General features: G+C 47.4%; 9 protein-coding genes. 5 read left to right on the forward strand and 4 right to left on the reverse strand.

Annotated elements, in window-relative coordinates:
• Positions 1-138: 138 nt before the first annotated feature.
• Complete coding sequence (locus L6J37_RS14040) at positions 139-1,416, reverse strand: NRAMP family divalent metal transporter (RefSeq protein ID WP_237795543.1); 1,278 nt, start codon at positions 1,414-1,416, stop codon at positions 139-141.
• A 356-nt stretch (positions 1,417-1,772) separates the two neighbouring features.
• On the opposite strand from L6J37_RS14040, the gene L6J37_RS14045 reads away from it, so the two are divergent.
• The 4 genes from L6J37_RS14045 to L6J37_RS14060 all read left to right on the forward strand — a co-directional run bounded on the left by L6J37_RS14045 (position 1,773) and on the right by L6J37_RS14060 (position 6,809).
• Positions 1,773-5,123 (forward strand): intermembrane phospholipid transport protein YdbH family protein, encoded by a 3,351-nt coding sequence (locus L6J37_RS14045; protein WP_237795544.1) that lies wholly within the window; start codon positions 1,773-1,775, stop codon positions 5,121-5,123.
• Between the two features lie 47 nt (positions 5,124-5,170).
• Complete coding sequence (locus L6J37_RS14050; RefSeq protein WP_081669195.1) at positions 5,171-5,386, forward strand: YnbE family lipoprotein; 216 nt, start codon at positions 5,171-5,173, stop codon at positions 5,384-5,386.
• Positions 5,387-5,404: 18 nt separating this feature from the next.
• Positions 5,405-5,728 carry a YdbL family protein gene (locus tag L6J37_RS14055; protein ID WP_192013731.1) on the forward strand — a complete coding sequence of 108 codons (324 nt, stop codon included), beginning with the start codon at positions 5,405-5,407 and terminating at the stop codon, positions 5,726-5,728.
• A gap of 127 nt (positions 5,729-5,855) precedes the next feature.
• Positions 5,856-6,809, forward strand: a complete 954-nt coding sequence (locus tag L6J37_RS14060; RefSeq protein ID WP_237795545.1) for a YeiH family protein — start codon at positions 5,856-5,858, stop codon at positions 6,807-6,809.
• A gap of 5 nt (positions 6,810-6,814) precedes the next feature.
• Here the strand turns inward: L6J37_RS14060 and L6J37_RS14065 are convergent, their stop codons facing one another.
• Positions 6,815-7,009 carry a hypothetical protein gene (locus L6J37_RS14065; RefSeq protein WP_192013727.1) on the reverse strand — a complete coding sequence of 65 codons (195 nt, stop codon included), beginning with the start codon at positions 7,007-7,009 and terminating at the stop codon, positions 6,815-6,817.
• A 220-nt stretch (positions 7,010-7,229) separates the two neighbouring features.
• On the opposite strand from L6J37_RS14065, the gene L6J37_RS14070 reads away from it, so the two are divergent.
• Positions 7,230-8,165: a universal stress protein gene (locus L6J37_RS14070; RefSeq protein ID WP_237795546.1), complete on the forward strand. Its 936-nt coding sequence runs from the start codon at positions 7,230-7,232 to the stop codon at positions 8,163-8,165.
• A 95-nt stretch (positions 8,166-8,260) separates the two neighbouring features.
• On the opposite strand, the gene L6J37_RS14075 is transcribed toward L6J37_RS14070, so the two are convergent.
• Together L6J37_RS14075 and L6J37_RS14080 are read right to left on the reverse strand one after the other, a co-directional pair.
• Complete coding sequence (locus L6J37_RS14075) at positions 8,261-10,801, reverse strand: Ig-like domain-containing protein (RefSeq protein ID WP_237795547.1); 2,541 nt, start codon at positions 10,799-10,801, stop codon at positions 8,261-8,263.
• 280 nt (positions 10,802-11,081) lie between these two features.
• Positions 11,082-12,053, reverse strand: coding sequence for a calcium/sodium antiporter (locus L6J37_RS14080; RefSeq protein WP_237795549.1), 972 nt, complete (start codon positions 12,051-12,053; stop codon positions 11,082-11,084).
• Positions 12,054-12,334 lie beyond the last annotated feature (281 nt).

The raw sequence follows: 12,334 nt of genomic DNA on the forward strand, positions 1-12,334 counted from the left end.
TGTTAGAGCAAATACTCTATTTGACAAGCTTCAAAGAAATATTTATTTACATGTAGATCACAAGATATTGTTTTAAAAGCATAACAAAAGAAAAAGCCCTCGCTTGAGGGCTTTGACACTTGATTCTAAGAATGTGGCTTACATCAACCATTTCCACCAGATAAAGATGGCGAGAAAACCGTAAAGATAAGTTAAACCCGCCCATGACAGCAGTTTCATTGTTTTGGTCAGTTTCAAATCTTCTGGCAATGATGCCGTGGACACCAGGCGATAGTTCAAATAGGCAAAAACAGGTGTCGTCATGAAGGCCAGTATCATGGCAAAGTCCATCATTGGCATTAGCGCTGAGGTAAAGAACAAAATGATCGCCATCGCAAACACACTGACAACAATCATCCACGCATTAATATAGCGGTTTTGCTCCAGTGGTTTTTTCTGAATAACCAGTTGTGCTTCAGCAAGCGCGCGCGAGTAACCATCAATAACCGTAATCGTACTGCCAAAAATACAGAAGAAAGCGATCACTGCAATCAGATAACGAGACCACTCACCTATGGTAGACGCATACATGCTGACTAACTGATGAGAGAACCCGATTCCTGACGCTTTCAGTTCGGTACCCGTTCCATACAGCACCAAGGCACCCAGTGAAAGAAACACAACCGCCAGAATTGCCGTGCCAATGTAGCCTACATTGAAATCAAACAGTGCCGAACGTGTTGTCACTGTTTGCTCTTTACGCTGACTTTTCAGCCAGAGTGATGTCAGGCAAGAAATTTCAATCGGAGCTGGCATCCAACCCATCATCACGACAATGAACCCGAAAGACGCCAGAGTCCAGGCAGAAGGCCCCTGATAGTCGGCGGGCGCGGCACTGCCATTACTTGCGGCTATCACAACCGCAGAAATGGTCGCGATAACCAACACTGACATAATAACTTTTGACAATCCATCCAGCGCTTTATAGTGACCAGCCATCAGTATGGCCAGACAAGCTACAAGCACAATGGCAGAGAGAACCGGCAGAGGTAAATTGCCCGGCATAAAATAACCCAGCAGGCTTGCACTGAACAGCAACAGCGCTGCTGTGTTCACAATACCGGATAACAGGTTAAGCCCTGAAAATACCCAAAGATAGCCACGTCCTAATTGGTCGTAGCCTTCGACCAGGCTTTTGCCTGTTCCCATAGTGTATTGAATACCAGCCCTGAAAAATGGGTATTTAAAAAGGTTTACCAGCAAAATGATCGCGGCCAGTTGCCAGCCGTATATGGCCCCGGCTTTGGTTGATGCAACCAAGTGTGACCCGCCAACCGCGGCCGACGCCATCATGATCCCGGGACCTAACGATTTGATTAATTGCTTGATGCCACTTCCCTGTCTAGATTTCGGCGGGATAGATACTGTGTCTGACATTCAATACGTCCTATGTAGTTTTTTATAGTAATGAGCTTCTTTGTCTCAGGTTTAAATCAGTTGTGCAATCCCCTGGTCAGACTGAATTCAGAGTGAAACACTATAAAGTGGCGATACCAAGCACATGTCTCTACTCCTGATATTATTTTCATCAGTAAATATTAGGAATCATGTTAAAAAAACGATAAAAAAATATGCCTATTTCATAACTCCTGTACACCATTCCTTGACGTCTCTGAGAATATGCCTGCTCCCTATAAAATCATGATTTACCCCAAATATTCCACACTCCCACTCGCTTAGGCTTATGCTTGTAAAGAAAGCACCATAGGTTTTTCATACTCGCTTGAGCCTTTATGCCAACAGCTAAACACAATGACAGCGCGCAAGCTTCCTCTTCATCAGGTATCCTTCGCCGGATTCGGCGGGGACTGCTATGGGGTTTTATATTCGTCACCTGCGCCTTAGCCACTTTAGCTGTAGGTGTGACTTTCTGGTTAGCCGGTGAAGGTATTCAATTAGGATCTGTCTCTGGCATCAGCCTGTCGCAACAAGGCATCTCAGTTAAAAAACTGAGTATCAAGATCAAAGACAATGAGTTTGTGCTGAATAACGTTTTGCTGTTGCACCGCTACGCTGGGGATCAACAGCCGAACATGCCAGACTCCCCTCAAAACTCTCTTGCTGCCGGCTGGCTAGTTAAGGCCGACAAGCTGACAGTGGTGATCCCACCGGTAGTTCGCAGGGCTCTATTTGAAAATGGGCTCAGCGCTGACATCGTTACTTTCAACAAAGTAAAACTGATGACGCAGGGAGCACTGACCGAAGGACGGTTCATTATTACCGCTGCTTTTGCCGAAGCAATACTGGCTACGCCATCATCGAAAACAGATTATCAGCAGGCATTACATGACATCAGTATTGGCGTTTCAACAACACCAAAACTACAGCTCAGTGGTACGGTCGGGCGCGGCGATTTTCAGCCGCCGTTGGCGGCTTTCATCAAAGATGACAAGCATGGAGACAAGTTCCGCAACGCTGATCACCCCCAAAATAGTTACCCCGTCACGTTCAGGTCACTTTCATTCGCATTGTTACCACCAGAGGATGGCACGCAGCCCCTTTCGGTCTCTGTTGATCACATTGCGCCAGTAACAGCATCTTCAGATCAATCTGAACAGGATGGGATTCGCCAGTTATCTCTGTCTGTCGATTTATTATCGCCGCTGAGCTCACTTGAACTGAGCATCAGCAGGTTACGCTGGGATCCTGCGCCATTCCTGTCTCAAGAACAGACCTCAACATCAACCGACCTTCCCCACCTCGGACAAATCACCCGCCTGTTGTTTCAGGCTCCGGTTAAACACATTGAAATCGCATCGATGGCAATCGTCGATTACTTATCCCAGGCCAGATTTTTATTTCAGCGAGGGACAGAAAACACACGGTTTGAATTAGAGGGAAAGGTACAAACAGCCAACAATACGTTATTACCTGTCACCAGCCACTTTCTGGCTTCTGAAAACAAACCGGCCGTTTTTACTGTACAGCTCACTGATGCTGATCAGGCAAGTCTTTCTGGCGTTGATTTAGTAAGCTGTCATGCCAGCTGGCAATTTACGTCAGACATGCCGCAATCTCTCAACTGTAAAAGTGACAATGTCACCAAAGTACTGGATTACTTCGCCATCCAATCCATATCGCTCCCTGATCCGAATCAACAACAAGCTACCTTTGTGGCAAAACTAACAGAAACTAATCAACCCAAAAAAAAGCAATCTGAGAAAAAGCAACCAAAGAATAAAGACCACCAGTCTGATTCAGCCTCTGAGCCAGATTCGCTCTCGCCGGTATGGCACTATGCGATTGAGATAAGAGCGCCCGGCAGCATTCAATTCAGATTACCCCACTCACACCAACACAGCGGGCCAGACGATTATAGTGCCGTAGCGTTAAACCATGACGGTATCTGGCGATGGGCACTGTCGTTTGATCAGCAACAGGCACAGTTCAGATTAACCACTCCGAAACAGTTAGACATTGGCGTTAAAAACCCTGCTGCGCAGGGAAAAATTGTTATAAACACTCTCTCTTGCCATGTGCCGCTAACAATACTGGCCCGGTCTCAATGCCGCAGTACTAATTCGCTTACCGCGCAGGCAGCAGTTCTTGAAATCGACCCACTGACAATCAGTAATCTGCAGCTGTCACAGCGTATCGACATACAAAGCACTGGCAACGTACTCAAACTGAATCTGGACAGCACCCGGATCAGCGCACAAACAGTTGCCTTACCTGACTATGCTGATCAAAAGCAAAACAACTTAAGTCAGGTACGCATAGATATACCCGACACTGGCATTCAACTGGACAATCTCTTTTCATCAGCGCCAGCGTCACCACAAGTATGGTTACTCAATGTCGGTGAATCACCGGCCACACTGAATGCGGCATTCAGCAGTTTACGCACTATGACTACAGACACTGAATCGAGAAAGAATCAAAGCTCTCTCCCTGCACAACAATTTGAGGGTAATCTCGCGATCACGTTAAACAGCTTGAGGGCAGTAAAAAACACTCAGGCATGGAAGCTTAGCAGCGATTATTCGACACATCTGGCGCTCAGTGTGAATAATCAGGTGCTGCCTGTCATCCGCAACCAGGGAAAACTGACACTCAATGCAGACACACTGGCAATAACAGGTTTGTTAAGTACCGCGCAAAGTCAGCCATGGTTAGATTTTTCATTCACTCAGGAATGGAAAAGCCGGATCAGCCGCATTCAGATAGCACAGAAACCCATTTCTTTTTCCGCAAAACAGAGCTTACAAAAGTACTATCTCGCGCCACTGCCTGTTAGCGCTGATCTGCATAATGGCAGTGTGAGTCTCCGAGCCGATCTGAAATATAAGAATGCTCTCTGGTCAGGCTCGCTGGATATCTTCACAACCCATTTAAGCGGAAATATTAAAGACACCCACTTTGCCGATCTCAATGTGTCATTGACCAGCCTGGTAACTAACAATACGATACGCAGCCGTCAGCCGCTGACGGTTCACGCCAGTTGGCTACACTTCGGCACCTTATTTCAGGACGTCACGGCCAGCTTTCATTTCGACACAGATGAGCCTCGCTATACGCTGCACAGAGCAACCGCCAAGGTGCTTGGTGGTCAATTAAGCACCCGCAACGTAGTGAGCCACTCTTTGACCAATATTGACGTGATTCCCTTGCGCATCCTGAGTCTCAATCTTAAGAAATTAATGGATTTATTTAACCCTGAAGATGTTGAGTTAACAGGAACACTGGATGGATTACTCCCCATCCGCATTGTGAACGGAAATCCCGTCATTGAAAAAGGTGCTTTATTTTCAAGAAGTCCGGGTGGCGTTCTGAGATATAAAGACGGGGCAAATATCGATGAAAACGTCAGAGCCGGAGGCGAAAACAGCCTCAAAGTGATCACCAGGATTCTCAGAAATTATCAATACGACTCTCTTGCGGTTGATATAGACTATTCCAAAGAGGGTCAATTAAATGCTAGTGCCAGGTTCAAAGGCCGGAATCCTCACTTTCAGAATGGAAGACCGGTCAACATCAATCTGAACATTGAAGACGATATACCAGCACTGATCAAAACGCTCAACACGATAAATACTTCTCAGTTTGAGCGGATTTTTGTGAAGCAGCTTGGTCTTGAAAATTAGACTTTTGCGCTGAATTTATTGCAAATGACTTGAAAAGGTCGACGCCCATGGATATTCAGTTTAAGTATTACTGTATGACAGGCTGTTTAGCAGTGATATTCTTATTAATGACTTCTGGTTTGGTCGGATGTACACCTACTGTACAGGTTGCCGCATCTGACAAGCCTATAGAAGTCAATCTGAACGTGAAAATTGAACATGAAATCAGGATTAAAGTGGATAAGGAAATCGATGATCTTTTCAGTGACGATGATGTCTTCTGACAAGGCGGAGCGCCTGTTATGAAACGCATACTGACTTACCTGGCTATGTTGCTGTTTTGTGCACATGCTTTTGCTCTCGATTTACAACAAGCAAAAGCACAAGGCTTAGTCGGTGAAGCCAACAATGGCTACATAGCCGCTTTGGCACCGTCACCTTCAGCAGAAGTACGCCAGCTGATTCAAATTGTTAACAGTGAACGAAAAGAAAGTTACCAGCGTATCGCCGTATCACACGGGCTGACATTGCCCGAAGTAAGCCGACTCGCGTACAAAAAAGCGATAGAAAAAACCGAAAGCGGCCATTTTTATCAGAGCCCAAGTGGCTTGTGGGTCAAAAAGTAAACATATTTTCTGCTCGCCATTCAGTCACCGTCCAGAGATAACACGCCTTAACGACTGAAATTTTCAGTCATATTCACTACCAAGAAGAGGTATACTTCAGCTCTCATTTTCTGTGTGCTGTAGAAAGATGCTGTTCCAACCTGCCTTACTGAAACAACAGTTAACGCGCTATCCTCTATTCTGGCTGGGTGCGCTGATTTGCCTGATGCCATTCATCAACTCCCCTGTGGCGCTGATTCTGGGTTTCTCGCTCGCTACCTTAGGGTTTGTCCCTGCAGATATTCCTGTCGCCACCATCACAAAGAAATTACTGTCATTGGCGATCATCGGTCTGGGATTTGGCATTCAGCTTGATGTCGCCATTGCAGCGAGCAAAGCAGGTTTAGGGCTCATTGTGGCTTCCATTGTCGTGACCTTAGTCATGGGATGGTTACTCACCCGATGGCTGAAGATAGACAGCAAAACCGGTCATCTGATTGCATCCGGAACAGCCATTTGCGGCGGTAGCGCAATCGCGGCTGTTTCTCCGGCAATCAACGCTAACAGCCATCAGACCTCGCTGGCACTGGCGACGGTTTTTATACTGAACTCAGCAGCTCTCTTCTTGTTTCCCTCTGTTGGCCATCTGCTGGATATGACGCAACATGAGTTTGGTGTCTGGGCTGCCATTGCCATTCATGACACCTCTTCAGTGGTTGGTGCGGCAGGGGCTTATGGCGACGAAGCGTTAAAAACAGCCACCACGCTTAAGTTAGCCAGAGCCTTGTGGATTATCCCGCTCGCGTTTCTCAGTGCTCTGATATTTCGGGGGAAAGAGAAAAAGCTAACCGTGCCAATGTTCATCATCTTCTATTGTGTCGCTATGCTGACGGCACACTGGCTCCCCCAATTCTCTGAGCTGTATCAGGGGATCTTCGCACTCTCGAAACGCCTGTTGGTGGTGTGTTTATTTATGATTGGGGCGGGAATTACGGTACAAAAACTGCGTGCGGCAGGCTTTAAACCGCTGTTACTGGGTATGTTGCTGTGGTTAATTATTGGCCTGGGTTCATTGCTTGCTATATTGCTCGGGGCGGCCTGAATGGCTTAGTCGGTATCCCATTGCGGTGCCGTCTCTTGTTCGCTGCTTTGGCTTTTCACAGTCCAGGCTCTTCTGGCAACCAGATAAAAAAGCAGCGAAAAAGCCATCAGACTCAGCAAAGCGCTCCAACCACCTGTCGTCATTGTTGCGCCTAATGTCAGCAGCAACACCAGAGCTACCCATTTCTTTGTCTTATCCATCTAAGTCATTACTACTTTTATCTTTCCTGATGCTCATTATTGTTTAAGCACCACTGCAGATAAAAATACCTAATCACACTAAGAAAGCAGGTTTCGTTATAACCGTAAGTAGTTAAAGCACGATTTTTATACCGCTGGTTATTATCAACCTGATGCACTCAACCCCGGCACTTTGGTCTAGGCTAACAATACACCTCTGTAAGCACCGGAGATCATGCTTATGCGTCGATTTGAAAACTTGCTCTTTATTAGTGATGGTGTGCAGGATGAATCAGATGGATTAAAACAGGCATTGAGCCTGTCAAATAATCACCACTGTAACCTCACCGTGTTGATTATTTACCCTGAGTTACCTGAAACGCTGGGGAGTTACCAACCCAATTGGGAACAAGCACTCATTGAAAGTACCAAACTGCAGATTGCGCAGACGACGTCAGCGCTGTCTCTGTCTGAACAATCTGTTATGCCCGTCATTCTGGCGGAAAGCAGCAAAACGCCCTCCACACTCGTCATTCAACATGTGCTCAGAGACAGTTACGATCTGGTGCTGAAATCCGCCAATTTCAATCAAAGCGAGACTGGGTTGAAAGCCATTGATATGGAACTACTCAGGCAATGCCCCTGTCCGGTCTGGCTATGCCGTCCCATTACGCATGCGCAGAAGAAGGTCCATGTTGCCGTTGCTATTGATGCTGAAAACGATAGCAGGGAAGAGACAGATCTTGATCTGATGCTGCTTCAGTTGTCCCGATCACTGGCAGACAGTTGTGACGGAAGTCTGAATATCATTTCCTGCTGGGATTTCCCGTACGAAGAAATTGCCGGTAACCCGTTTATTCATGTCCCTGAGCAAGAACTTCAGCAATCCATCAAAGACGCGGAACAAAAACATATTAATGGACTGAAAGCACTGATCACGCTATCTGGCATTGGCGGACCAGTGAAAGAATTCCACCCTAAAGGTCTTCCTCAGAAGTGCATCCCCGACATCATTGAAAGCGAAGGCATTGAGTTATTGATTATGGGAACAGTTGCCAGATCTGGCATACCCGGTTTTATCATGGGAAATACTGCCGAAGACATTATCCAGAATACTAAATGCTCCATTCTTGCCCTCAAGCCCAAAGGGTTTGTGACGGACGTAAAAGCCTACTAAGCAAGCATTGCCGGTATGGAGAACGATTCAGGTATGACAAAAAAATACGGGCTGCCAGCGGCAACCCGTATGTCTTAATGGTTATAAAAAGCTTTTTACTGCGCGTTCATCGCATCCAGTTTCGCACCAACCGGACCGGAGAAGTTATAACCGTCGTGTTTATCCCAGTTAATTGACCAGGTCATGACCCCGGCATAATTACTGTAATTAAACGCCGGAACCACAGTCTGGCAATGCGTACCGATGGTCAGGCAGTCTAACGCATCCAGAATGTTCTGAGTCGGTGCCTGGCCTGAGTTAGCAGAGCTGGGACCGGACGGCAGACCGATGGCGACCTGATCATCACGCAGTGGCGCAAACTGCTCGCCATTGGCTAACGTGAATCCCTCGATCAGCATTTTGGACTGTGCCACCATCATGTCCACTGAGCCTTCTGGTGCCGCACCTGGCAGATATGGGTTCGGCAAACCACCATTGTTATATAACTGCACATGCAGAAGATCCAAGGTATCTCGCAGTGCATTAATCAGTGGAATATAAGCGCCCCAGATACCGGAATACGCCACCATACCTCCCTGAACATACGGATGTTCAGGAGCCATGGTCAGGTACATATCACCGCCCATATTCGCTTCAATCTGCTTCAGCGCGCGAGGCAGACGGGCCTGAATCTGAGAGCCGTGAACCAGATTGGATCCGCTCTCAAGGTCAATGTCCAGCCCGTCAAATCCCCATTCGTTGATCAGCGCAGTCAGACTGCTGACAAAATGCTGTTCATCAGAATCCGTATTGAGGGTGATGGTTCCTTCGGCGCCACCAAGAGACAAGACGAATTTCTTGCCCTGGGCCTGCAGTGCGGCCATATCCTGCTTGAATTTCTGGGGATCCAGTGCCGGGCAGCTGCTGTGAATATCACCACTGTACAGATTGAAATGGACAGTGCCCGTACTGTTGCGATCGTTCTCCGCAAAGGCAATATCGATGATATCCCATGCGTCTGACATCTCACTAAGGTTGATAGGACAACCCGCGCCATTGACAAAGTTATGCCAATAACCAATCAGCTTATGGTTTTTTACAGACTGCTGAAGCACCTTGACGGTAGAGGCGGCAGATGTAACGGCCAGTCCGGTTGCATCTGTTGCCCTCGCAAAGACTGTGTAATTACCCACAGCGCCTGGCGTCCAGTGGGTGCTGTATGGTGAGGTAGAGTCCGTGGCGATCACTGCACCATTAACCAGGAAATCAACACTGTTCACTGTGTTGTTCAGTGATGCCGCATCTGCAGACACAACAACAGCCTTACCTAAGCCAACAGAAGTGCCGGATGCCGGTGATGTCAGGGTGACAACCAATGGCTCGTCACTGACATTGACCAAAACGCCCGCACTGCCCTGATTGCCTTCATTATCTGTTGCCACAGCCGACAAACTGACAGCCCCTGTTCCCGTCGCAGTCCAAGTAACACTGTAGGGCGCTGAGGTATCGATGCCTAAGCTTTGTCCAGCCGCAAAAAATTCCACTTGCGACACGGAGCCGTCAGCATCTGTTGCATCCACCGCCAGCGTGACAACGTCACTATTTAACACTGTTGCATTGTCGGCCGGAGAGCTAAAGGTGACTGTCGGCACAACCGCACATATCCCCTGCTCAGTCCAGGCGTCGGTCCAATAAAGACCGGTTCCCGGTTCGTATGCCCAGGCCGATTCAGACGAACACCAGCCAGCCACATCACAGCTATATTTGTAATTTGCACTTTGGACCAGATCACCTACCTGGTAACTGGTGCCAGCCTGATAAACAGGTACGCCAGCACATCCGCCACCAGTAGCACCTGAAACCGCGACAGTAACGACTGAGCTCCAGGTTACCGCACCATTATCGTCTGTGGCTTTTGACTTAAATTCGTGGCTGCCCGCGGTGGCAGACCAGACAGACTCAAAAGGTGAGGAAGTTGCAGTTCCCACCAGCTGGTCATCAACATAAAACTCAACGGAAGCCACTGTACCGTCCTGATCCGTTGCATCAGCACTAAGGGTGACAACGTCACCTTCTTTGATTTGTGATACAGTCGTCGGATTCGTCAATGCCACACTGGGGGGCTGGTTGTTACCTTCTGCCACCACAGTGATAGTCACGGAATCGGTTCGGCTCGCCCCTTTATCATCGGTTGCCACTACCGTGACAGAATGATTACCTTCAACCGTATTCCACGGCACTGAGTACGGGGCGGTATCATCAATACCCACAGTATTGCCGTCCACTTTAAACGTGACGTCAACCAACTGACCATCACTGTCCGCCGCATTGGCGGTCAAAGAAATGGCTTCATTGACACCAAACTGAGCATTATTCAATGGTGACGTCAAAGTCACTGTCGGGGGCTGATTACCGCCAGGAGCATCACACACACCCAGCAAAGACCATTCTTCGTAAGGATCAGAATACTGAACAGGATCCTTATTCTGGTTCCACCAATTTGCCTGATAGGCGTTATTAAGATGCTGTACTTGTGCCCCTCCATTATACGGAGTTCCACTTGCCCAGACTGGAAAAGCTGTACAGTCAATCGCATAGGCCGATACTGGGCTCACCAATACCAATGCAATTGCTGTATGAATGAGGGTTTTTCGCATTGTTAGCGTCCTTATTCTCTCAAATGAAGATTTTCCCAAAGAGATACTTACTTGGTTCAGATAGAAAATTATCCAAACCAATCATGGACGACTTTTTAAGTAATGATAAATAAGACAAAAGAGTATTGAATACAATCCTCTGTGAACTCTCATTTTCAGAGTAGCGCATACAAAATCAATGCAGAAAGACCGAAGAAAGATCACTTTTGACGGAAAAGCATATAGAAGAACAACCAAAGGGGCTTTATAGCCCCCTCTCTTTTTGCTGCCTGTAAAATAATCAGCCCGTTATAGTGCTGAATAAAAATAAGTTATAGGCGACGATGGCAATCAGTAGCAGTAAACCTTCTAAGCGGTTGATGCGGCCCGGTCCGCGGAAGCCCATGCACATCACAACCAGGGCTACGGTCAGTCCCATCATGACAGCCCAGTCGCGAGCAAACACTTCAACGCCAATGCCGCTGATCGGAGAAATAACACCAGCGATACCAATAACTGCCAGTATATTGAACATATTTGAACCGACAACATTACCAATAGCGATATCGTGTTCACCTTTACGTGCAGCAGCCACAGAAGCCGCCAGTTCTGGCAGTGAAGTGCCAAGAGCAACAATAGTCAGACCAATAATAAGATCACTGACACCAAGTGACTGAGCAATGGTCACCGCGCCCCAAACCAGAATTCGGGAACTCACCACCAAAAGCACCAGACCAATAAGCAGCCACATCACGGCTTTCTTTAAAGGCATGTTGTTGGCTTTCAGCTCGTTTGCCGTCTCTGACTCCAGCGTATCGCCTTTACCTTTCAGAGCAGAATAGATAGACCAGCCAATCAAGCCAAAAAATCCAATCAGCAAGACAACCGCTTCAACGCGTGTTAACTCGCCATCCCAGAGCAAAATACCTGCAAGGATACCGATAAGTATAAGTAGTGGAAGCTCTTTTCTGATGATGTTCGACTGGACGGCGATAGGCGCAATGATTGCCGTAATACCCAGAATAAGCCCGATATTGACAATATTGGATCCAAGAGCATTACCCAAAGCCAGCTCAGGTTTACCGTCGATGGATGCCATAGCCGATACAACCATTTCTGGTGCGGAAGTACCAAAGCCCACAATAACCATACCGATTAACAGTGGTGGCATCCCCAGATAGCCGGCACTGGCAGCAGCCCCGTCGACAAATTTATCTGCACTCCAGACTAAAAGAGCAAAGCCCAACAATATGGCTATTGATGCGGTGATCATGTGTATGTACATCCCAATGTTTAACAGAAAATAACGTTCAAAAATGAGTAAAAAACAGGTTATACGAACGCATTCAGTAACACGGGAATCAAGCGGCGCCAAGAATAATGGGTTTACGTGTTTTATGGTAGCAAAATTATCACATTACACTGATAAATCTCACAGTCCGGCTCACCGCATACCGAGTGCAGAAACATGCGGTGAATCAATCAAAGAAGAACGATCTGACTGCCCGTAAAACACCCTGCGGCAAACAACCGCAAGGCATCATCACGAAAGGC

The sequence above is a fragment of the Photobacterium sp. WH77 genome, assembly GCF_022014395.1.
GTDB lineage: Bacteria > Pseudomonadota > Gammaproteobacteria > Enterobacterales > Vibrionaceae > Photobacterium > Photobacterium arenosum.

Excerpts from the sequence above, each read along its gene's own strand:
- L6J37_RS14070 (WP_237795546.1), top strand. The coding sequence starts at position 7,230 with ATGCGTCGATTTGAAAACTTGCTCTTTATTAGTGATGGTGTGCAGGAT.
- L6J37_RS14055 (WP_192013731.1), top strand. The coding sequence starts at position 5,405 with ATGAAACGCATACTGACTTACCTGGCTATGTTGCTGTTTTGTGCACAT.
- L6J37_RS14080 (WP_237795549.1), bottom strand. The coding sequence starts at position 12,053 with ATGATCACCGCATCAATAGCCATATTGTTGGGCTTTGCTCTTTTAGTC.
- L6J37_RS14050 (WP_081669195.1), top strand. The coding sequence starts at position 5,171 with ATGGATATTCAGTTTAAGTATTACTGTATGACAGGCTGTTTAGCAGTG.
- L6J37_RS14075 (WP_237795547.1), bottom strand. The coding sequence starts at position 10,801 with ATGCGAAAAACCCTCATTCATACAGCAATTGCATTGGTATTGGTGAGC.
- L6J37_RS14065 (WP_192013727.1), bottom strand. The coding sequence starts at position 7,009 with ATGGATAAGACAAAGAAATGGGTAGCTCTGGTGTTGCTGCTGACATTA.
- L6J37_RS14060 (WP_237795545.1), top strand. The coding sequence starts at position 5,856 with ATGCTGTTCCAACCTGCCTTACTGAAACAACAGTTAACGCGCTATCCT.
- L6J37_RS14040 (WP_237795543.1), bottom strand. The coding sequence starts at position 1,416 with ATGTCAGACACAGTATCTATCCCGCCGAAATCTAGACAGGGAAGTGGC.
- L6J37_RS14045 (WP_237795544.1), top strand. The coding sequence starts at position 1,773 with ATGCCAACAGCTAAACACAATGACAGCGCGCAAGCTTCCTCTTCATCA.